Here is a 21944-nt window from a genome sequence, read left to right as displayed (position 1 = left end):
GAGTAGCCCCGACGGTTGACAAAACTATAGGAACACCCAATGACTATGTCACGGATGCGTCAGCGTTTGGTATGCCTGCAATGTGCAGCGCATAAATTCGATGCCGCAGGGCGATGCTGATGCTATAGTTACTGCGGTTAATGAGGGTCAAGAGAAAGGTTACAGGTGAAATCCAAACCTCGACCATACAGTCGATGACCCCATGCAGGTGCTTTTTGCGCATGCACGGGGTGTAAGCGTCGAGCGGCGTGCCGCCCGCGCATGCGTATACATATCCAGAAGCCCCCGGACGCCGCACGCGCGGCCGCGTCCGGAGGAATAATGATGGGGAGCACCATTGAATTATCTGAGTGAGATGCTCAAATTGCCAGTCTTGGACGTCGACGGCGAAAAGCTCGGCGTGGTCAACGATTTTGGCATTGCAACCGGCGAAGTTTTTCCGCACGTGACGTCGCTCGCGTTCCGCGGCCCCGGCAAGACGCCGTTTATGATCAGCTGGCGCAAATGGGTCGACCGTATCGACGAGACGGGTGTACACCTTAAGACGTCGGCCACCGAAATCCGTTTTTCGTACCTGCAACCGACCGAACTCTTGCTTGCCCGCGACGTGCTCAACAAGCAGATTGTCGACACGCAGGGCATGAAGGTCGTGCGCGTAAACGACATCAAGTTTTCCATGTCGGGCGAAAACCAGCTGCGCCTGCTGGGCGCCGAGGTCGGTGCCCGCGGTCTGCTACGCGCCATCAGCCCCGCGCTCGAGCATATCGTCGAAGGCTTTATGAAGCACCTGGGCAAGCCGCTCAGTGAGGACATCATCGCCTGGTCCTACATGGACCTGCTCGACCGCTCGACCAAGAACATTCAACTCTCGGTGTCGCACAAGACGCTCGGCGAGCTGCACCCTGCCGACATCGCCGACATTATCGAGCAGCTCGACCCGCGCCTACGTGCGCAGGTGTTTGCGCAGCTCGATACCGCCCAGGCCGCCGAGGCCATCTCGGAGTTCGATGACGACGAGCTTATGACCGAGATGCTCGAGGGCCTGTCCGACACCGACGCATCGTCGATGCTGGCCATGATGGACCCGGACGACGCCGCCGATCTGATCGACGAGCTCGATTACGAGAAGGCCGAGAAGCTCCTGCGCCTGATGGGCGTCAAGGAAGAGAAAGCGATTCGTAACCTGCTGGGGTATGAGGACAACACCGCCGGCCGCATCATGACCTCGGAGTTTGTCTCCCTGCCCGCCACGGCAACGGTCGGTGACGCCATCGAGGCGATTCGCGAGCTCGACGAGGACTTCGAGAGCGTCTACTACGTCTATACCGAGGATCCGAGCGGCATGCTGACCGGCGTGCTTTCGCTGCGCACGCTGATCGTAGCCGACCGCGACGCCACGCTGGGTCAGCTGGCCTATCGCGACCTGGTCTATGTGTCGCCCGACGAGGACCAGGAAGACGTGACGGACGAGATGACCAAGTATGACCTGGTCGCTATCCCCGTCTGCGACGAGAACCGTCATATCCTGGGTATCGTAACCTTCGACGACGCCATGGACGTTATCGCCGAGGAGCATCAGGAGGACCTGCAGATCGCCGGTGTCGGCTCGGGCGACAGCGCGTCGGACGACTCGACGAACGTGCTCAGCTGGTTCGTGCATCGCCAGTACTGGGTTGTTGTATGGGGCATCGCGTCGTGCATCATGGCGACCGTGCTGGGGACGGCGCTCGGCTCCGCGCATCTGGTGGTGTTCCCCATGTGCGCCATGCCGCTCGTGCTGCTGGCGGCCTCGCGCATGGTGTCGTTCGTCAAGAACTACTTCCTGGAGTATGACGGTCACGACGACGAGCCCAAGCCGTATCTGGGGTTCTTCTTCCAGAGCACGGGCATGGGCCTGATTCTGTCACTCGTGACCTACCTGTGCGCCCAGCTGGTGCGCACCGCTGCGTTCCTCGATGCGCCCATGTTTGAGGAGCAGCTCTTTACCGGGTGCTTTAATATCGCTGCCATTATTTGCCTGGTTGGCAACATGAGCGCCGTGATTTACCTGATGGTGCTGTTCTGGCGTGACGAGCATGACCTCAACACGTCGGGCACCGCCATGAACGTCATTGCCGTCATGATTTCGTGTGTGGCGTATTGCATCGCCGCGGTGCTGCTCGCCATATCAGTCATGGGTTAGGTGGTCGCGTGCAAAATACCAAGCAAAAGTCGGGCACCAAGCAAAAGTTGACCATCGCGGCCATCTTTGGCGCTATGGGTCCCGGTCTGCTGGCGGCGCTTTCGGGCAATGACGCCGGCGGCATTGCAACGTATTCCAGCGCGGGCGCCAGCTATGGCTACAAGATGCTGTGGATGCTTCCTGTCATGACTGTGCTGCTCATCGTGACGCAGGAGACCGCGGCGCGCTGCGGCTGCGTCACGGGCAAGGGCCTGGCATCGCTCATTCGCGAGCGCTTTGGCGTGCGCAAGAGTGTACTTGCTATGGCGGCGCTGTTGATCGCCAACACGGCTGTGACCATTTCGGAGTTTGCGGGTATTGCGAGCGGCCTTGCCCTCTTTGGCGTGCCGGCGAGCATCTCGGTGCCGTTGGTGGCGCTGCTGGTGTGGATGCTTACCATGTCGGGGAGTTTCCAGCGCATCGAGAAGATTCTGCTGCTGGTGAGCTGCGTGTTCGTGACCTACATCGTCGCCGCGTTTATGGCTGGCCCCAACTGGGGTGAGGTCGCGGTCGACCTGGTCGTGCCTAACATTCAAAATGACCCCAGCTACGTGTCGCTCGTGGTCGCAACGATCGGTACCACCATCGCGCCGTGGATGATTTTCTTGGCGCAGAACAACGTGGTCGATAAGAACGCGGGCGAGGACGACATCGTGCTGCAGCGTATTGATACCGTGAGCGGCTCGCTTGCCGCCGATGTTATTGCCGGCTTTATTATCATCACGACCGGCACGGTGTTGTTCCCGGCGGGTATTCAGATTAGCGATGCTGCCGATGCTGCCCGCGCGCTGGAGCCTATTGCGGGTCAGTGGTCTACGGTACTGTTTGCCTCGGGCCTGGTCGCGGCGAGTTTCTTGGCTGCCTGCGTGCTGCCGGGCGTTACGTCGAGCGCTATCTGCGAGGCATTTGGCTGGGAGCGCGGTGCCGACCGCAGCTGGGACGAGGCCCCGGTCTATCGCGGCATCATTACGGCCATCATCGGTATCTCTGCCGTGCTGGTGCTTATGCCCGGCGTCGATCTGTTCCAGATTATGATGACCTCGCAGGTCATCAATGGCGTGCTACTGCCCGTGGTTCTGGTGTTCCAGGTGGTTATCGCCGCCGACCGTCACATTATGGGCGCCAACCGCAACGGCCGCGTATGGAACGTGCTCACGTGGGCGACTATCGGCGTGATTACGGTGCTCACGGTCGTCATGTTTGTCCTGCAGGCGATGGGCTACAGCGCTTAACGCCCACTTTTGCTTCCGAACAGGCCGCAGCGATGGACTGCGGCCTGTTTTTTGCCCGCTATAGGGCATTAGTTATATGGCAGTGGACAAAAAATGCCAAATATGAGTACTGTTGCTAAGTGAATAGCATTTACATCCAAGAAGATAATGGACATAGCCGATAGTATGTTCATTAAAATTGGCTCCAATATGTCTTAAACCAGTCAGGTTGGCTGCTTTAGGGGGTTGTAGGGGTCGCTCGGACGTCATTTTGGGTGGTTTTGCCTGCTACTAAAATGGTAACAGTACTCATATTTGCCCCTTTTTGTCCACGACCCCTTGGAGCCGGCTCGAAAAGAGTGATTTTGGGTTGTTTGCTGCGGGTGTGGGCTTGGAAACAACGTTCGGGGTGGCGAGGCGCCCAGAATTTGGTCGCAAGGAGGGCGTTCCTCGGCTGTGTCAGGAGTGTCCCTGGGTGCCGGCACATAAGGAACGTCCCTAACTGTCGGAGGGGGTGCCTGCCGTGGCGCACCCCTCCGGATGTGGGAAGTTTGCGCTGCAGGTTACTTGTCGGTGCCCAGCTTGTGCGGCTTGAGAGCGAGCGCATTGACGAGTGCGTCGGCGGCGGATTTGACGGCTGCCGGCTGCGGATCGTTGACGTGGTCCTCGGGGTGCACGGGCAGGTCTTTCTTGACCGCATCGTGGATCAAGTTGAGGTACTCAGTCACGCCAGTGGTCGACAGGTGCGTGCCATCGCCATCGAACAGGTCGTTGCGATTGGCACTGTATCCGTACCAGTCGATAACGCGCACGTTCTTGTAGTGCGTAGCAGCGTTGGCGATGGCCTGGTTGGTAGAGCCAACCCACGGCTGCGGGCTGCGCGTGTTCACAAACACCACAATACGCTTATCTCCTGCATCGGTCATGATGGCGTCGATCTGGTCGTCGGTTACCAAGCCGTTGGTGCCCAGTGCAAAGACCACGATCTTGCCGGCAAGGTTCTGTTGGAGATAGCCCTCAAATGTCGCGCGGCCCGCATCAAACTGGCGGCCCTTTTCGGCATCGATATGGCTGTGCGGGAACACGCCGTCAAAGGAATCAACGGCGCGCAGCGACACGGAGTCACCGATCATCAACAGGTCGTAGGAGCCATCGGGGAAGCCGTCGTTGTCCTTGTCGGTGTCGTCGGCCGCCTGTTGGTCTGTGGGCGCGGTGTTTTTGGCTTCCTTGTTGAGGACTTCGGCGCCCTCACCGCTCAGTGCGGAGGTCTCCGGCACAAAGATCAGGCCGCCCAGTGCAACGACCAACACGACAGCGCAGGCTGCGCAGACAGGGACGTGCGCGCGCACCCAGTTGGCGGGCGCGGTGGTGCCGTCGCGGAACTCGGATACGGTGCGCCCAAAGGCGCCCTTTCTAAACGGCGTCTCGATAAAGCGATATGAACATTCGGCTACGGCGACCACCAACAACACCTGCAAAATGTACTGCCACCACGGCGTATCGTTGATGTTGGCGACCGGGTTCATGAGCAACAGTAGCGGATAGTGCCACAGGTAGATGCTGTACGAGCGCTTGCCAACCCACACGAGCGGCTCGGCGGACAGTGCGCGGGCAACCATTCCCTGGGGCTGCACGCAGGCCGCGATGACCATGAGCGTGAGGATGGAGCATAGCAGCGTGCCGCCGCGATACTGGAACGCGGTGTAGCCGTTGGTGAGCGCGACCATGGCGGCAAGGCCAACCAGACCCACGACGCCCAACACATCGATGGATGCGGGCGAGGACCAAAAGCGCACGAGGGCGCTCGGCTGTGCCGGGACGGTCTCGGCTGCGTTGTCGGCCTTCTCGCCAGGCTTGCCCTCGGCGTTCTTGCCGTGCTTGGCGGCGCCAGCCAGGCGATTGAGCCCCAAACGATGAGCGAGACGCACCGGCGCCAGGTCGCGATCGGGGATAAAGGCCATCCAGGCGCCCAGCAGCAGCGAGAAGACGCGGGTGTCGGTGCCGTAGTACACGCGGCTGGGGTCGGCGGCAGGGTTGTAGAGCACCATCATGGCAAGGGCGGATACCGCTGCGAGTCCCAGGACCATACGGCGCGTGTTGGGTTTGCTCACATGCATGGACACCATGGCAAACAGCAGCGGTGGCCAAACCAGGTAGAATTGTTCCTCGATGGCGAGCGACCAAAAGTGCGTAAGCGGCGAGGGGTCGCCCAGGGCGTTGAAGTACGAAACGTCCTGCATAATCTGCCACCAGTTGTTAAAGAACAGCAGCGACGGCAGAATGTCGGGACGCATCTTGGTGAGCATCACGTGGTTGAAGACGGTGCACAGCGCACAGGTTACAACCACAACGGTCACCACGGCGGGGACCAGGCGACGGATGCGGCGAATCCAGAAGCTCTTAAGGTCGATGCGGCCGGTCTTAGCGACTTCGTTGAGCAGCAAGCGCGTGATCAGATAGCCCGAAAGCACAAAGAAGATCGTGACGCCAAGCAGGCCGCCCTGAGCCCACGTGAGGTTGAGGTGATAGAGCACCACCGCGACGACGGCAAGCGTGCGCAGGCCGTCGAGGGCAGGGATGTAGCGAGATTTGGGGCGAGCGGTCGCCTGCTGGTCGGTAGCGGACGAGCGTGTGGCGCCGGTGTTGGTCTTGGCTGCATAGGCGCCCTTGTTGGTGGGCGTTCGATGCGGGCTCGGGCCACGTCGCGACTCGCCGGTGCGGCGCTCGGCGTGCGTGCGTTCGTGCGGCGCCTGGTTATCGGGCGCGCGGCGCGGGCCGCGTGGGCTCAATTGTGGGAATTGTTCCATAAAACATCATCCAATGACGAGAATAATCGGCACATATTCATTGTAGCTACCTGCTCCTGTGAATGCTTGCTGCTGGCGCAACCTCAAGGGTGCGTTCACATCAAAGTGAACTAAAGTTATAGAGGTGCGAGAGCGCACGATCGACGCCGACGGTGGGCGTAAGGCCTGCAGACGAGGAGGTTTCCATGGCGGATCACAGCATCGTTGCGGTGTTCGGCAGCATGAACATGGACCTTTCGGTGGCGTGCGAGCGCATGCCGCGCGCGGGCGAGACAGTCGGTGGCAGCGGTTTTATTACCAATGCCGGCGGTAAGGGTGCCAACCAGGCCGTCGCCGCCGCGCGCATGGGTGCGCACACGTGCATGATTGGCGCTGTTGGGCGCGATACCTTTGGCGATGTGCTCGTGGCGGGGCTTCAGGATGCCGGCGTGGGCGTTGAGTTTGTGGCGCGGCGCGACGACGTGGAGACCGGTACCGCGACTATCATTCGCTGTGAGAGCGACAACCGCATCGTGCTGTCGCCGGGTGCCAACCATGCGCTTACAGGCGATGATGTGGCCTGTGCGTTGCGCTATCTGGTGGCCGACGAGCTCGACAGCGACGCCAGCGAGATTGCCCCGGCTGCCGGAAGCGTCTTTATCGCCCAGGGCGAATGTGACCTTGCGGCAACGGCCGCGGCGCTCTCTTGCGCTCACGAGCTGGGATTCTATACGATCTTTAACCCGGCACCCGCCTGCGACCTGCCGACAGGAGCGTGGCCTGCGGTCGACCTGGTCTGCCCCAACGAGACTGAGTGCCAGGTGCTGACGGGCATCTTGCCCGCGGATGATGCGAGCTGCGTCGCGGCGCTCAATGCCCTGCTCGCCAAGGGTGCCGGAGCTGCGGTCATCACGCTGGGCGGCGCCGGCTCGGTTACGATCGGCGATGGCGGTGAGCTGCTGCGCATGCCGGCGCTTTCGAGCGTGGTGGTCGATACGACGGCCGCGGGCGATACATTTATTGGCGCGCTTGCTGCAGCTCGTCTGGAGGGCCTGCCGCTCTTTGAGTGCATGGCGGCGGGCGCTCGCGCCTCGGCGGTGACGGTGTCGCGCTTGGGCGCTCAGCAATCAATTCCCACGCGTGCGGAAGTCGAGCACAAGTTTGGTTTAGACGGTTTGGATGTAGACGGAGAAGCGGAGTAGAACAATGGCAACCAAGAAGCTGATCCTTGATCTGGATATGGGTGTGGACGATGCGATGGCGCTCGCCTATGCCATCGCGAGCCCCGAGGTGGAGCTCGTCGGCATCACCACGTGCTTTGGTAACGTGCGCGTCGAGCAGTCGGCGCACAACTGCCTGGCGGTGCTCGACCTGTTGGGTCGTCCCGAGGTGCCGGTGTACCTGGGCGCCGATCGTCCCATGAAGGCGACCGAACCCTACACGCCGCCGGCGTCCACCACGCTTATCCACGGCAAGAACGGTATTGGCGGCGCAAGCGTGCCCGCCTCGCCGTACGAGCCAGTGGGCGCGACGTCGGCCGATGGCAATGCGGCGGTCGATTACCTGATTGATGCCGCGCGTACCTATGGTCCCGATCTGGTCTACGTTGCGACCGGCCCGCTCACCAATCTGGCGCTTGCCCTGGAGCGCGATGCGGCGGCGATGATGTCCATCGGCCGCGTGGTCGTGATGGGCGGTGCGCTTACCGTGCCCGGCAACGTGAGCGCGGGCGCCGAGGCCAACATGGCGGGCGACCCCGAGGCTGCCGACGCCGTGTTGCGCTCGGGCCGCAAGCTCACCATGGTGGGCCTGGATGTGACGCACCGCGTGGTGCTCACGCGTCGCGACGTTGCCGGCTGGACGGGCTCGGGCACTATGGCTGGCTGCGCGTTTGCGAGCATGGTCGAGCACTATATCGGTTCGTACGAAATGAACGCGCCCTACCTGGGCGGCTGCGCGCTGCACGATCCGCTGGCGGTTGCCGTGGCGATTGATCCCACGCTCGTGGGTGCGCTCGGCTGCAATCTTCGTGTCGACCTGCTGGGCGAGTACCGCGGCCGCACTATCTGTGACGAGCACCGTCTGTCCGATCCGGATAAGAGCGCGCTCGTGGCGCTCACCGTGGACGCCCCACGTTTCCTCGTGGAGTTTAAGGCACGCATGGCTCGCATCCTTGGCTAAACGGTTTCTGTGCCCCGTTCCAGATTAGCTACCGAGTAAATACGCCCGTTGGGGGAATAGTCGCGTCGCTTCGCTTGACAACAGGCTAAACTATCTATTAAACATTTACTATTCTGTTTAGATTGAATTTGCGGTCGTTTAGTTGTCGAGTCACGGGGCGGTCAGGCCACGATGCTCGACAGCGGCCGTTGCTAGGGGGAACAATGGCCAAAGCAAGTGTTCGCGAGATCAGCCGCATCACCGGTTTTTCGCCTGCGACCGTGTCCAACGCGCTCAACCGCAAGCGCAGCGTGAGCGAGGAGACCGCCAAAGTCATCCTGGAGTGCGCGCAGTCGCTCGGCTATCAGCAGTCGACGCAGCTCGAGAGCATCCAGTTTGTGCTCGCGCGCAAGACGGGCGCCATCCTGGACGAGAGCACCTTCCACCCCGCGGTCATCGAGGGCGTGGAGCGCCAGGCGCGTCGCCACGGCATGAGCACGAGCTTTGTCTCGCTCGACTTTAGCGACCTAGACGCCGTGCGTCCGCAGGTCGAGGGCCTGATCGCCGACCCGTCTGCCGCCATCGTGCTGATGGGCACCGAGCTGGGTGAGGAAGATTACGCCCTGTTCGCCAACGCTGCCGCCCACCTGATTGTGCTCGATGGCTGGAGCGATCGTCAATACTTTGATGCCGTGGTCATTGCCAACACCGATTCGGTGCTGCGTGCCGTGGACTACCTTATCGAGAAAGGCCACAAGCAAATCGGCTATCTGGCAGGCGACCTTCGCATCCGCAACTTTAAGGATCGCGAGCGCGGCTATCGCCAGGCGCTTGAGGATGCGGACCTCGAGGCAAACCCGGCATGGCGCGTCACGCTGGGCACCACGCTCGAAGGTGCCTATCGCGATATGGGTGCATGGCTCGACAGCGTCTCACGCGACGACCTGCCGACGGCTTTCTTTGCCGAGAACGACGTGCTCGCCGTGGGTGCCATGCGCGCGCTCAACGAGCACGGCATTCGCGTGCCCGAGGATGTCTCGATCATCGGCTTTGACGACCTATCGTTGGGCGCTTTCTCCAACCCGCCGCTCACCACGGTTCACGTTCCCAAGCACGAGGTGGGCGAGATCGCGGTGCGCCGCCTGGTGGGCAACATCCGCAATCCCAAGAGCTACACCTGCAAAACGGCCGTGTCGACCTATTTTGTCGAGCGCCAGAGCGTGCGCGAAATCTAGGCAGAGACGGCATCGCCTGCAGCGTGCCAAAGCTCGCTAGGGCAGTAAACATAGCGCTATTCAAAAGAGGGTCCTTCGGGGCCCTCTTTTTGTTGCCCTTGTATGTTCAGATTGTTTACATACCGTTTAGGCTGATTTCTCTACCGTTTACGAGACTTTCGCGCTAAACTTTTAAACAAAAGAGTAAAATATTTAGTAAACAGAACAAAACGAAACATGCGTCTGTTTACTGAACATGTGACTAGGGGAGGACGTACATGGACAAGATCAAGCTCGGCTTTGTGCCCACGCGCCGCAGTATCTTTAGCGCGCCGGACGCGATCAAGTATCGCGGTCTGACGGCTGATCGCCTGCGCGAGATCGGCGTCGAGATTGTGGATATCGACGACATCAACGACGAGGGCCTGCTGTTCGACGACAGCCATATCGCGCCTATCGTCGAGAAGTTCCGCGCCGAGGGCGTCGACGGCATCATGCTGTGCCACGCCAATTTTGGTACCGAGTACGTTTGTGCCCGCCTTGCCCGCGAGCTCGGCCTGCCCGTGCTGCTGTGGGGTCCGCGCGACGAGCGCCCCGAGCCCGATGGCACCCGTCTGCGCGATAGCCAGTGCGGCCTGTTCGCCACCGGCAAGGTCCTGCGCCGCTTCCAGGTTCCCTTCACCTACATGACCAACTGCCGTCTGACCGATCCCGAGTTCGAGCGCGGCGTCTGGGACTTTTTGGCCGTGTGCAACGTGGTAAAGACCTTCAAGCACACCCGCATCCTGCAGATGGCCACCCGTCCGTTCGATTTCTGGTCGACCATGTGCAACGAGGGCGAGCTGCTCGAGAAGTTCAACATCCAGCTTTCGCCCATCCCCATGACCGAGCTTGTCCAGGCCGTGCGCGACGCCCAGGCTGACGAGCAGGCCATGGCAGCCATGCTCGCCCACATTGGTGACAGCTTTGAGATCTGCATCCCCGAGGACAAGGTTCCTGCGGTCGCAGGACTCGCCATTGCCATGAAGCGCTTGGTCGAGAAGTACGGCTGCAACGCCGGCGCCATCCAGTGCTGGAACGCCCTGCAGGACGAGTTGGGCATTATGCCCTGCGCCGCCAACGCAATCCTCAACGAGATGGGCATCCCCATCGTCTGCGAGACCGACATCCATGGCGCTATCACCGCGCTGATGGTCGAGGCCGCCGACCTGGGCCGTCACCGCGGCATGTTCGCCGACTGGACCGTGCGTCATCCCGATAACGAGAACGGCGAGCTGCTGCAGCACTGCGGCCCCTGGCCCTGCAGCTGCGCGGCCGTCAAGCCCAAGCTCACTTACCCGCTGGCTTTCGATCACCCCGGCGCGCTGACGGCCGAGGCCAAGCACGGCGACCTCACCCTTGCCCGCTTTGACGGCGACAACGGCGAGTACTCGCTGCTGCTGGGTAACGCCCGCGGCATCGACGGCCCGGCCGGCATGGGCACCTACCTGTGGGTCGAGGTCGACAACCTCAAGCGCCTCGAGGCCAAGATCGTCGAGGGTCCCTACATCCACCACTGCGTCGCCATTCACGCCAACGTGGTGCCGGTGCTCTACGAGGCGTGCAAGTACATCGGCATTGTCCCCGACCTGTACGACCCCATCGAAGAAGACGTCAAAGCTTACCTGCGAGGAGAGTAGAAATGGCAACTATCGAAGAGCTTGAATCCCTGCGTTGGGACCTTCGCCGCGATTGCGTCGATATCATCATGGCTGGCGCTGGCGGGCACATCGGCGGCGACATGTCGGTCATCGATGCGCTGATGACCCTCTATGCCAACCACCTCAACATTTCTCCCGAGACCGTCGACGATCCCAACCGCGATCGCTTCGTACTCTCCAAGGGCCACGCCATGGAGGCCTACTACGCGGTGCTCTGCCACGAGGGCTATCTGGACCTCGACGACGTCAAGGCCCGCTTCTCTAAGTTCGGCAGCCCCTACATCGGCCACCCCAACAACAAGCTCAAGGGCATCGAGATGAACTCGGGCTCGCTGGGTCATGGCCTGCCCGTGGCCGTCGGGATGGCGCTTGCCGGCAAGATGGATGGCCGCGACTACCGCGTCTACACCATCATGGGCGACGGCGAGCTTGCCGAGGGCTCGGTCTGGGAGGGCGCCATGAGCGGCGGCAACTACCAGCTCGATAACCTGTGCGCGCTCGTGGACCGCAACCGCCTGCAGATCAGCGGCAGCACCGAGGACGTCATGAAGCAGGATTCGCAGGAGGAGCGCTGGGCCGCCTTCGGTTGGAACGTGCTGTCCATTCCGGGCAACGACGTCCAGGCCATCGACGCCGCGCTGACGCTGGCCGCCGAGACCAAGGGTAAGCCCACGGTCATCATCCTCAACACGGTGAAGGGCTACGGCTCGCCGGTTATGGAGGACAAGGCCGCCTGGCATCATCACCTGCCCAACGATGAGGAATATGCCCAGATCATCGCCGATTTCGCTGCCCATAAGGAGGCTATCAATGGCTAACAAGATCGCCAACCGCAAGGCTATCTGCGACACGCTGCTCGAGGCCGCCGCAACCGATAAAGACATCGTCGTCCTGTGCTCCGACTCCCGCGGCTCCGCATCGCTCACGCCGTTCTTCGATCAGTATCCCCAGCAGTCCGTCGAGGTCGGCATCGCCGAGCAGGACCTGGTGAGCATCGCCGCCGGTATGGCCTCGTGCGGCAAGAAGGCCTGGGCCGCCTCGCCGGCGTCCTTTGTGACCACGCGCTCGTATGAGCAGTGCAAGGTCGACGTTTCGTACTCCAACACCAACGTCAAGCTCATCGGCATCTCGGGCGGCGTGTCCTATGGCGCCTTGGGCATGAGCCATCACTCCGCACAGGATATCGCCGCCATGAGCGCGATTCCCAACATGCGCGTGTATCTGCCGAGCGATCGATTCCAGACCGCCGAGCTCGTGCGTGCCCTGGTCGCCGACAACAAGCCGGCCTACATCCGCGTGGGCCGCAACCCGGTGGAGGACGTGTACACCGAGGACGAGTGCCCGTTCCAGATGGATCGCGCCACCTGGGTGCGTCGCGGCACCGATGTGACGATCGTCGCCACCGGCGAGATGGTCCGCCATGCCGTGGACGCCGCCGATCTGCTGGCCGAGCAGGGTATCTCGGCAACGGTGCTCGATATGTACTGCGTCAAGCCGCTCGACGCCGAGGCCGTGATCGAGGCCGCCGGTGCCACGCGCGCCGTCGTGACCGTCGAGGAGCACAGTCCCTTCGGTGGCCTGGGTTCCATGGTCGCGCAGGTCGTAGGTGAGCACTGCCCGCGTCCGGTCAAGTGCCTGAGCCTGCCCGATGCGCCGGTCATCACCGGCACGAGCCCCGAGGTCTTTGCGCACTACGGCCTCACCGGCGAAGGCATTGCCAAGACCGTCGCCGAGTTCCTCGGCAACTAGTAGACACAGACGCTGCGCGGCCGCCAAGCACCGCACCTTGCCGTTCAAACCGTCGCTTGCGTACGCAAAGTACGCGGCGCTCCTCTTTCACGGCAATCTGCGGCACTTGGTGGCCGCTCGCTCCTTGTCCGTCGGGTTTTAGTTTTTGAATCGGCGGGGGAGACAGGAGAGTACATGAGTAAATACATCATCGGGATCGATCAGTCCACGCAGGGCACCAAGGCGCTGCTGGTGGACGAGGGCGGCCATTTGATTCATCGTGCCGATCGCTCGCATCGCCAGATTGTCAACGAGGCCGGCTGGGTGAGCCATGATCCAGCCGAGATCGCCGCCAACGTGCTGGCCGTGGCGCGCGCCGTGGTGGAGGAGACCGGGGTCGATCCGGCCGACGTCGCCGGCATCGGCATCTCCAGCCAGCGCGAGACTACCGTTGCCTGGAAGCGCACGACGGGCGAGCCGCTGTGCGACGCCGTGGTGTGGCAGTGCGCCCGCGCCCGCGAGCTGTGCGACGAGCTTGCTGCGCGCGAAGGCGTGGCCGAGCTGGTGCGCGACACGACGGGTCTGGTGCTCTCGCCCTACTACCCGGCGGGCAAGATGGCCTGGATCCTCGCGAACGTTCCCGCGGCTGCCGAGGCCGCTGCGGCGGGCGAGCTGTGCCTGGGCACCATCGATGCCTGGGTGGTCTGGACGCTCACGGGCGGCGCGGAGTTTCGCTGCGACTGGTCCAATGCCAGCCGCACGCAGCTCTTTGACCTGCGCCGTGGCTGCTGGAGCGAGCCGGTGTGCGAGGCCTTTGGCGTCGATGCAGCCTGCCTGCCGCAGGTGACCGATTCCGATGGCCTGTTCGGCATGACGAACCTGGGCGGCTTTTTGCCGGCGCCCGTGCCCATTCACGGCGTGCTCGGCGACAGCCATGCCGCCTTGTTTGCCCAGGGCTGCCATAGCCGCGGCATGGCCAAGGCGACCTATGGCACCGGCAGCTCGGTCATGATGAACGTCGGCGACGAGTTCGTCGCCAGCTCGCACGGGCTTTCGAGCTCGCTTGCGTGGCGTATGGACGGTGTGACCGAGTATGTGCTCGAGGGCAACGTGAGCTACGCCGGCGCCGTCAAGACGTGGCTGCGCGACGACCTGGAGCTCATCAACAATCCCGAGGAAGTCACCGACCTGTGCTACGCCGCCAATCCGGCGAGCCGCGTCTACTTTGTGCCGGCGTTCACTGGCCTGGGCGCGCCGCACTGGGCGAGCGATGCCGAGGGCTGCGTCTTTGGCATGACGCGCACCACGGGCCGTGCGGAGTTCGTAAAGGCCGCCGACGAGTCGATCGCCTATCAGATCTTCGACGTGATCGATGCGATGGTCGAGGATTCGGGCGCGGCACTGGCCGAGCTTCGTGTTGACGGCGGTCCCACGCGCGACGCGTACCTGATGCAGTTTGAGAGCGACCTGGTCGGCTCGCCCATCCGCATTGCGAGCAACGACGAGATGAGCGGCCTGGGTGCGGCTTGGGCCTGCGGCATTGCGCTGGGCATGTACACGCGCGATGTCGTTGACGTCTACGGCGCCCGCGGCATCGTGGAGCCTGCCATGCCTGCCGACGAGCGAGCCAAAAAGATCGCCGGCTGGCGCCATGCTGTCGACGCCACAATTGCATACACTGCCTAGGCGGCTGCGCGGCGCCCAAGGATTTTTCTGGGACGGGGATAAAAAACTCATTGATCCCCGTCCTAGGCAGCTCATTTGGGGCGGGGCTTTTTTGACTGGTATGATTGGTGCGACCATTCGAACCAGCTAAAAGAGCCCCGTCCCAATTTAACTACCGAGAGGAACTGCCATGGAGCGTATCGCGAGTTTTTCCGTTGACCATCTGCTGCTCGAGCCCGGCGTGTATGTGAGCCGCATCGACCGCGATCCGGCGACCGGCGCCGCCGTCACCACCTTTGACCTGCGCCTGACCACGCCCAATAAGGAGCCGGTCATGAACACGGCCGAGTGCCACACCATCGAGCACCTGGGTGCCACGTTCCTTCGCAATCATGCCGAGTGGTCGAGCCGCATTGTCTACTTTGGTCCCATGGGCTGCCGCACGGGCTTTTACCTGGTTGTTTTTGGTGAGCTGACGAGCGAGGAAATCTTGCCGCTCGTGCGCGAGCTGTTCGAGTTTGTCGCGGGCTTTGAGGGCGATGTTCCCGGTGCCGCTCCCGAGGAGTGCGGTAACTACCTGGACCAGAACCTCCCCATGGCCAACTGGCTTGCGCGTCGTTATCTCGACCGCGACCTGGCCGATATCGACGAGAAGCACCTGCACTATCAGCAGGCATAGGGCCGCCCTCTGCCTCCAAACCGTTCACACGGAGATATCGACCGTTTAACTGTTTAGAAGTGTTTATTCGAGGTCATTAGCACTAGCTCGCTTAAACTAGTTCTTAGAGTGATATTCAGGCAAGGCTCCTGAAGCAGCATCTGTCGACATTGATTGTCGGATTCTGCTTCGGGAGCCTTGTTCTGTTTAGGGGGGGGACACATGGAAATTGTTAAACGAATTAATACCAGCGCTGTCCTCTGCGTCGATGGAAATGGCAGACAGTTGGTTGCATTCGGCCGTGGTCTGGGGTTTAAGAATGTCGGAGACGAGGTCCCTCTTTCGGAGATTCAACGAACGTTTTATAACGTTAGCTCTCGCTACATCGCTCTCGTTGACGAGGTCCCCGACGAGCTTCTTGAGCTTACCTCGGATGTTATTGATATGTCGACAGGTTTGCTGTCTTATGAGGTGAGCCCTAATTTGCCGTTTATCCTTGCGGACCATATCGCGTATGCGGTTAAGCGCAAAGAGCAAAATATTGTTGTCCGCATGCCTTTATCGTTTGATGTCCGCCAACAATATCCCGTCGAATTTAGAATCGGCGAGTATGCACTTAAGATAATCAGGAAACGTCTTAACGTTAGGCTTCCAGCTCATGAGGCAGTTGGAATTGCCATGGCGTTTATCAATAACATGGCCGATTCGGACTCATGCGAAGTAGTTAAAGAGTTTAGCGCGGATATCTACGATCGTGTTCTGGAGGAGTCAACCGTTGCTGTTGAAAATCGGCTTGGCATTCAAGTTGATCGGGAAGGTTTCGATTACGCAAGGTTCGCAACCCATCTTCAGTACTTATTCAATAGGTTGAACTCTGGCGAAAGCATCGTGAGCGACAACCGCAAGATGTACCTCTCGCTCAAAAAAGAATATCCGGTGGCATCAATGTGCGCCGATGATATTGCTTCTGTTCTCAGCCGACTGACGGGGCGGGAACTTATAGACGAAGAAAGACTCTACCTCATGATGCACATCAATCGAATTGCATCGAAAACAAGGTAATTAGTTGGCAAAGCCGCGCGCTTTGCTGATGGTTACATATAAAACTCAACATGGGAGAAATGGTATTTATGGCAGATACAACCAAGCTCGCTGCCGAGATTCTCGAGATGGTGGGCGGCGCAGACAACGTTACATTTGTAGCTCACTGCATGACTCGTTTAAGGTTCAACCTTAAGGACGAAAGCATCGTAGACGATGCAAAAGTCAAGGCGATTGATGGCGTGATCGACATTCGCCATTCCGCGGGGCAATATCAGGTGATTGTGGGACCTAAGGTCGATAAGGTCTATGAAGTCGTTGCCAAGGAAACCGGGATTGATGCCGGAGATTCCGAGGCAAGCGAAGGAGAGACTAAGGGCTTTCTGGGAAAGCTAATGAAGCTCATCAGCGGCATCATGATGCCCGTTCTTCCTGCCTTGATCGCATGCGGAATGATAAACGCCGTCCTTAGTATTCTGACGACGGCGGGTGCTGTTTCCGCCGAGAGCGGAATATACACTCTGCTGTACGGCATGGGAAATGCCTGCATGTATTTTCTGCCCGTTCTTGTCGGATCATCTGCTGCTCAGTTCTTTGGAACCGATCGATATATCGGTGCGGTACTCGGTGCAATCCTGATTTATCCGACTTTCGTTGCTGCGGCCGGAGCGGGCGATGCGCTGGATTTGCTCGGCATGAAGTTCACAATGGTGAGCTATTCCTCCACGGTGTTTCCTGCTATCGTGGCGGCTTGGTTCGCATCCGTTCTTAATAAGTGGCTGCGGGCGGTTCTTCCCGATGTTGTGGCATTTGCGCTCGTCCCGTTCCTGACGGTTGCTGTTGCCGCCCCCGTCTCGCTCCTTGTGATCGGCCCCGTTATTCAGCAGGCGAGCTCTTTGCTTGCGACTGCAGTGCTGGCGGTCTATCAGTTCAGCCCCGTCCTTTGCGGCGTTATTCTCGGGCCGATATTCGGTCTCGTTATGATCCCCCTTGGACTCCATTGGGCCCTGATCGTGCTTTCCATCAACAATATTATGACCGTCGGCTCCGATCCTATCCTTGGACTTCTCTGCTGCAGCATGGGTGTTGTCGGCGCTTGTTTGGCGTTTGCCCTCCGCTCGAAGGACCCGAGTGAAAAGAGTCTTGGGTTCAGCTGTGCCATTACGGGCTTTTTCGGGATTACGGAACCGGCGCTGTACGGCATCATCTTGGAGCACAAGAAGATCATTATCGCTTCCATGGTCGCCGGAGCAATCAGTGCTGTTATCCCGGCGATTTTCAACACCTGTACGTTCGTTATGACGTCGAGCGGCATTTTTAGCTTCCCCGGTTATATGGATCCTTCTGGTGATATGAGCAGCCTCATCGGCGCAATTCTTTGCAATGTCGTCGGTTTAATTCTTAACTTCGTTCTCGTTTACATCCTGTATCGCCCTGATGAAGAGGCAGTAGTGGAGTAGACAATTATTTGGGATGTAAGCTGCCGAAAACCCCGCGGCAGATTGCATGTGGTGGGCTTGCCGTTGATTCACGCGAGCCCACCCTCATTTTTGGAGTGACTAGCTATGACAATTACAGCCGATATGACGTTTGGCGAAATCGCGCTCCTTCCTGAGTTCGCTGGCTTTGGCGAGCACCTTATGCTTTGCCGGCCTTCAACTTGGGAGCGCATGTGGAATAAACCCATCGTGTCTCATTTGAATTCTGATGCTAATCCATATGAAACTACTCGCGTTTTGCGTGGATTGAATCGGATTGTCGAGCTCGTGGATGACGGGAGGCAAGTTGCCTACGATATATGGGATGAAGCCGACTGCATCCGTGATCCGACTCGACGCAACACGAAACTGTTCTTCTTTCCCGGGAGACCCGGGGCTCCCTTTATCATTGCGGTTTCGGGCGGAGGTTATCAGAGCGTTTGTCATCAAATGGAAGGCTTTCCCGTTGCCCCCGAGCTCAACGATGCGGGCTATAACGTGTTCGTGCTGTCATACAGGTTGAGGGTCGAGCCTTTGATGCCGCGTCCAATCGACGATTTAAATCGAGCTGTCCGTTTTGTCTTCGAGAATTCAGCGAAATTTAATGTCGCAAAAAGTTATGCAGTTATCGGCTTTTCTGCTGGTGCGCATTTAACTGCCGAGTGGGGGACGGACAACAAGGGATTTGCGTCCTACGGATGCGAGGCACCCAAAGCCTTGGTCCTGTGTTATGCACCGATTGATCTTCGTGGCTTTGAGAACGCATCAGACAATAGATTTCTTGATTCGGTGTGCGGCGGGGCTGGTCGCGACTCGCTCGATGATTTCTGTATTAATCAGCATGTGTGGGAGCAGTATCCTCCGACATATCTTTGGCAATGCGCTGACGATGATATTGTATCGCCCGACAATTATGAAAAGATGGTCGATGCTCTGGATGCAGCTGGAGTACACCATGAGGGAGTCATGTATTCAGAAGGGGGGCACGCATTGATGAAGCCCCATGCGCCGGAGACCGACTACTGGTGTATGAGCGTTATTGAGTTTCTTAAAGATTATCTCGACTAGGAAGCTGCATGTCGCTTTTTGAGCGGGTGATTTCGTCATGCAATGTTTTCGGTATTGATCGTGGTCGTGGATGAATGATGTTCTAGAATGTTCATACTGTCACATAAACGAACAGGAGCGAACATGCATATCTACTCTGTATCAGATCCCGAGTTCAAATCCTATGGCTGCGTGTGGAACGACGTTCCGTCCAACCTGACCGCTCCGCTCATCGAGGCGCTCTCTGCCACGCCCATCCCCGAGGGCAGCAAGTACGTAGCAAGCGCGCCGGAGCTCGAGGGCGTCAAGGATGCCGATAAGCTGGGCTTTCTCATGTACGGCGGCCGCTCCTTCCAGCTCGGCTGGTGCAACGGGCACAACACACGCCTCAACTGCCTGGAGTATCACCGCGCCAGCGAGTTTAACCTGGGCGCTCGCGACTTTATCCTGCTCGTGGCGCATCGCTGGGAGATCGAGGACGGCAAGCTCGACACCGCGTGCGTCAAGGCGTTCCGCGTGCCGGCGGGTACGGTCGTCGAAGTCTTCAACACCACGCTCCACTACACGCCGTGCATGGTCGACGACGGCGGCTTCCAGGTAATGGTTGCGTTGCCCGCCGGCACCAATGGTCCGCGCCCCGAGGCCGCAGCCGACATGCCCGCGGTCGGCGACAGCTACTGCTACTGGAAGGCCGACAAGTGGGTCCTCTGCCACGCCGACAGCCCCAAGGCAGCCGAAGGCGGCTACGTGGGCCTCGTCGGCAAGAACCTCGACATCGCCTGTGACTAGCATCTTCCGTCTCGATTTGTAACATCTAGCGGGCTAAATCGTCTCTACCTGTTACAGATTTAGACAAACTGCGGGGGGCTGCCCGAAAATCTCGATCTGTAACACCAAGCCCGGTTTTGGCTGCCTACCTGTTACAGATCGAGACAAACCGTCCCCAACCACCACAAAGGTGCCTGTCCCCTTTGTGGTGGTTTGGGGCGGCGGTATCAGAAAGTGTCAGGCAGGGGCGGCTGCCGGGCCGCCGTGTGCGAAAAGAAGTGTCGGCCTGCGTCGTTGCCGTTGAGTAGCGCGCTGCTTACGGGGATACTGAAACCACGACAAACAGCGTGTGAAAGGATTGATGCATGGCTTTCCGTAAAGACTTCCTGTGGGGCGGCGCGACGGCTGCCAACCAGTGCGAGGGCGCTTACGACGTGGATGGCCGCGGCCTGGCCAACGTGGACGTGGCGCCGCACGGCCCCGAGCGTTATGCGGTGGTCTCCGGCCAGCGCAAGATGCTCGACTTCGAGGACGGCTATTACTATCCCGCGCAGACCGGCATCGATTTCTATCACCATTACAAGGAGGATATCGCCCTCTTTGCCGAGATGGGCTTTAAGACCTTCCGCATGAGCCTGGCGTGGACCCGCATTTTCCCCAACGGCGACGAGACCGAGCCCAACGAGGCCGGCTTGGCCTTTTACGAGGACGTATTCCGCGAGTGTCAGGCGCACGGCATCGCGCCGCTCGTGACCATTACGCACTTCGACTGCCCGATTCACCTCATCAAGGAGTATGGCGGCTGGCGCAATCGCAAGCTCATCGACTTCTACAAGAACCTCGCGACCACGATCTTCACCCGCTACAAGGGCCTGGTGAAGTACTGGCTCACCTTCAACGAGATCAATATGATTCTGCACCTGCCGTTTATGGGTGCCGGTCTGGTCTTTGAGGAGGGCGAGAACAAAGAGGCCGTCGAGTACCTGGCCGCCCACAACGAGCTCGTCGCCAGCGCTTGGGCAACCAAAATTGCCCACGAGATCGACCCCGAGGTCAAGATCGGCTGCATGCTCGCCGCGGGTAGCTACTACCCCTACAGCTGCCGTCCGGGCGACGTGCGCCAGGCGCAGCTCGATAACCAGAGCAACTACTTTTTTGTCGACGTCCAGAGCCGCGGCTACTACCCGGCCTATGCGCTCAAGAAGCTCGAGCGCCTGGGCATTGACGTCGGGATGACCGATGAGGATCGCGAGATCCTGGCCGCCAACACCGTCGACTTCATCAGCTTTAGCTACTACAGCACCCGCTGCTCTGCCGGTGCCGACAACCCCGATATCGAGCGCACTCAGGGCAACGCTTTCGCCGGCGCCAAGAACCCCTATCTGCAGGAGAGCCAGTGGGGCTGGGCTATCGATCCGCTGGGCTTCCGCATCACGCTCAACGACCTGTACGACCGCTATCAGAAGCCGCTGTTTGTGGTTGAGAACGGTCTGGGCGCCAAGGATGTTGTCGAGGAGGATGGCTCCATCAACGACGACTACCGTATCGACTACCTGCGCCAGCACATCGCTGCCATGCGCGACGCGGTGACCGAGGACGGCGTGGACCTTTTGGGCTACACCACCTGGGGCCCGATCGACCTCGTCTCTGCCGGCACCGGCCAGATGTCCAAGCGCTACGGCTTTATCTACGTCGACCGCGACGACGCGGGCAACGGCACCCTCAAGCGCTCCAAGAAGAAGAGCTTTGATTGGTATAAGAAGGTAATCGCCTCCAACGGCGAAGACCTGGCCTAAGGGCCTGAGGCACTCAACCTTGGGGCTCCAACCCTCCTCGCGTACCTAAAGTACGCTTCGTCGGGCTTGTCGCTCCCAATCTTGAGCACCTCAGGCCCTTAGGAGGTAGACCTGACCGTCGCATTTCGAAAGTCATGCTTTATAACGTTCTAACCAAGGCGCCCGGCGAGCAACTTATGCCCGCCGGGCGCCTTGTTAAAAGAAGTGAAAGAAAGCAAAAGAAGTTAAAGCTTGCAAAAGAAGTGAAAGCGGGATGGCAGTAGTCATCGGGGACGTTCTTAAACGACTAGTCGTCGGGGACACTCCTTGCCGAGCCGGCAGTCTACGTCGTGCTCTTTCTGGGCCAGACGGCTCAAAAACGCTGCACGCGTGGACTGCTGGGGCCAAATATGCGGCATTTCGAGCACGGCTTCGATATTGGGACTGATTCTTTATTAAAATAGTTTTACAGACATTTGAGTGCGGGGGGGG

General features: G+C 59.8%; 16 protein-coding genes. 15 read left to right on the top strand and 1 reads right to left on the bottom strand.

Features of this window, described 5'->3' with window-relative positions; genetic code table 11:
• Positions 1-337 precede the first annotated feature (337 nt).
• Entirely contained in the window at positions 338-2182 is a 1845-nt protein-coding gene (locus DXD24_RS06845; protein ID WP_117646439.1) for a magnesium transporter, read from the top strand.
• Between the two features lie 74 nt (positions 2183-2256).
• On the top strand, positions 2257-3453 hold the full coding sequence (locus tag DXD24_RS06840; protein ID WP_006235731.1) for an Nramp family divalent metal transporter: 1197 nt from the start codon (positions 2257-2259) through the stop codon (positions 3451-3453).
• A gap of 542 nt (positions 3454-3995) precedes the next feature.
• Here DXD24_RS06840 and DXD24_RS06835 read toward each other — a convergent pair.
• Positions 3996-6239: an acyltransferase family protein gene (locus DXD24_RS06835; RefSeq protein WP_117646438.1), complete on the bottom strand. Its 2244-nt coding sequence runs from the start codon at positions 6237-6239 to the stop codon at positions 3996-3998.
• Positions 6240-6424: 185 nt separating this feature from the next.
• On the opposite strand from DXD24_RS06835, the gene DXD24_RS06830 reads away from it, so the two are divergent.
• From DXD24_RS06830 to DXD24_RS06770, 13 genes are all read left to right on the top strand, one after another.
• Entirely contained in the window at positions 6425-7420 is a 996-nt protein-coding gene (locus DXD24_RS06830; protein WP_117646437.1) for a ribokinase, read from the top strand.
• A 4-nt stretch (positions 7421-7424) separates the two neighbouring features.
• Positions 7425-8399, top strand: a complete 975-nt coding sequence (locus tag DXD24_RS06825; protein ID WP_117646436.1) for a nucleoside hydrolase — start codon at positions 7425-7427, stop codon at positions 8397-8399.
• 203 nt (positions 8400-8602) lie between these two features.
• Positions 8603-9613, top strand: coding sequence for a LacI family DNA-binding transcriptional regulator (locus tag DXD24_RS06820; RefSeq protein ID WP_117646435.1), 1011 nt, complete (start codon positions 8603-8605; stop codon positions 9611-9613).
• A gap of 257 nt (positions 9614-9870) precedes the next feature.
• Positions 9871-11271: an L-fucose/L-arabinose isomerase family protein gene (locus tag DXD24_RS06815; protein ID WP_117646434.1), complete on the top strand. Its 1401-nt coding sequence runs from the start codon at positions 9871-9873 to the stop codon at positions 11269-11271.
• A 2-nt stretch (positions 11272-11273) separates the two neighbouring features.
• A complete protein-coding gene (locus tag DXD24_RS06810) occupies positions 11274-12110 on the top strand; it encodes a transketolase (protein ID WP_197736868.1) in 837 nt (278 codons plus the stop codon).
• Positions 12103-13041, top strand: a complete 939-nt coding sequence (locus tag DXD24_RS06805; protein WP_117646433.1) for a transketolase family protein — start codon at positions 12103-12105, stop codon at positions 13039-13041. The genes DXD24_RS06810 and DXD24_RS06805 overlap by 8 nt, the downstream gene beginning before the upstream one ends.
• Before the next feature lie 174 nt (positions 13042-13215).
• Entirely contained in the window at positions 13216-14706 is a 1491-nt protein-coding gene (locus DXD24_RS06800) for a glycerol kinase GlpK (RefSeq protein WP_117646432.1), read from the top strand.
• Between the two features lie 169 nt (positions 14707-14875).
• On the top strand, positions 14876-15364 hold the full coding sequence (locus DXD24_RS06795) for an S-ribosylhomocysteine lyase (protein WP_117583665.1): 489 nt from the start codon (positions 14876-14878) through the stop codon (positions 15362-15364).
• A gap of 201 nt (positions 15365-15565) precedes the next feature.
• The gene (locus DXD24_RS06790) at positions 15566-16405 is read left to right on the top strand and encodes a PRD domain-containing protein (protein WP_117646431.1); all 840 of its coding nucleotides are present in this window, start codon (positions 15566-15568) and stop codon (positions 16403-16405) included.
• A 68-nt stretch (positions 16406-16473) separates the two neighbouring features.
• Positions 16474-17844: a PTS transporter subunit EIIC gene (locus tag DXD24_RS06785; RefSeq protein ID WP_158550168.1), complete on the top strand. Its 1371-nt coding sequence runs from the start codon at positions 16474-16476 to the stop codon at positions 17842-17844.
• Positions 17845-17949: 105 nt separating this feature from the next.
• Positions 17950-18930, top strand: a complete 981-nt coding sequence (locus DXD24_RS06780) for an alpha/beta hydrolase (RefSeq protein ID WP_117646429.1) — start codon at positions 17950-17952, stop codon at positions 18928-18930.
• A gap of 123 nt (positions 18931-19053) precedes the next feature.
• Positions 19054-19698, top strand: coding sequence for a DUF4867 family protein (locus DXD24_RS06775; protein ID WP_117646428.1), 645 nt, complete (start codon positions 19054-19056; stop codon positions 19696-19698).
• A 344-nt stretch (positions 19699-20042) separates the two neighbouring features.
• The gene (locus DXD24_RS06770) at positions 20043-21473 is read left to right on the top strand and encodes a 6-phospho-beta-glucosidase (protein WP_117646427.1); all 1431 of its coding nucleotides are present in this window, start codon (positions 20043-20045) and stop codon (positions 21471-21473) included.
• The last annotated feature ends 471 nt before the right edge of the window (positions 21474-21944 follow it).

Source organism: Collinsella sp. TF12-2AT, assembly GCF_003436735.1.
GTDB lineage: Bacteria > Actinomycetota > Coriobacteriia > Coriobacteriales > Coriobacteriaceae > Collinsella.
The sequence above is the reverse complement of the archived record's forward strand: the minus strand, read 5'-3'. Positions and strand labels throughout refer to the sequence as shown.

Coding starts and splice junctions, on each gene's coding strand:
- DXD24_RS06805 (WP_117646433.1), top strand. CDS start 12,103: ATGGCTAACAAGATCGCCAACCGCAAGGCTATCTGCGACACGCTGCTC.
- DXD24_RS06785 (WP_158550168.1), top strand. CDS start 16,474: ATGGCAGATACAACCAAGCTCGCTGCCGAGATTCTCGAGATGGTGGGC.
- DXD24_RS06830 (WP_117646437.1), top strand. CDS start 6,425: ATGGCGGATCACAGCATCGTTGCGGTGTTCGGCAGCATGAACATGGAC.
- DXD24_RS06770 (WP_117646427.1), top strand. CDS start 20,043: ATGGCTTTCCGTAAAGACTTCCTGTGGGGCGGCGCGACGGCTGCCAAC.
- DXD24_RS06820 (WP_117646435.1), top strand. CDS start 8,603: ATGGCCAAAGCAAGTGTTCGCGAGATCAGCCGCATCACCGGTTTTTCG.
- DXD24_RS06800 (WP_117646432.1), top strand. CDS start 13,216: ATGAGTAAATACATCATCGGGATCGATCAGTCCACGCAGGGCACCAAG.
- DXD24_RS06815 (WP_117646434.1), top strand. CDS start 9,871: ATGGACAAGATCAAGCTCGGCTTTGTGCCCACGCGCCGCAGTATCTTT.
- DXD24_RS06780 (WP_117646429.1), top strand. CDS start 17,950: ATGACAATTACAGCCGATATGACGTTTGGCGAAATCGCGCTCCTTCCT.
- DXD24_RS06825 (WP_117646436.1), top strand. CDS start 7,425: ATGGCAACCAAGAAGCTGATCCTTGATCTGGATATGGGTGTGGACGAT.
- DXD24_RS06775 (WP_117646428.1), top strand. CDS start 19,054: ATGCATATCTACTCTGTATCAGATCCCGAGTTCAAATCCTATGGCTGC.
- DXD24_RS06795 (WP_117583665.1), top strand. CDS start 14,876: ATGGAGCGTATCGCGAGTTTTTCCGTTGACCATCTGCTGCTCGAGCCC.
- DXD24_RS06835 (WP_117646438.1), bottom strand. CDS start 6,239: ATGGAACAATTCCCACAATTGAGCCCACGCGGCCCGCGCCGCGCGCCC.
- DXD24_RS06810 (WP_197736868.1), top strand. CDS start 11,274: ATGGCAACTATCGAAGAGCTTGAATCCCTGCGTTGGGACCTTCGCCGC.
- DXD24_RS06840 (WP_006235731.1), top strand. CDS start 2,257: ATGGGTCCCGGTCTGCTGGCGGCGCTTTCGGGCAATGACGCCGGCGGC.
- DXD24_RS06790 (WP_117646431.1), top strand. CDS start 15,566: ATGGAAATTGTTAAACGAATTAATACCAGCGCTGTCCTCTGCGTCGAT.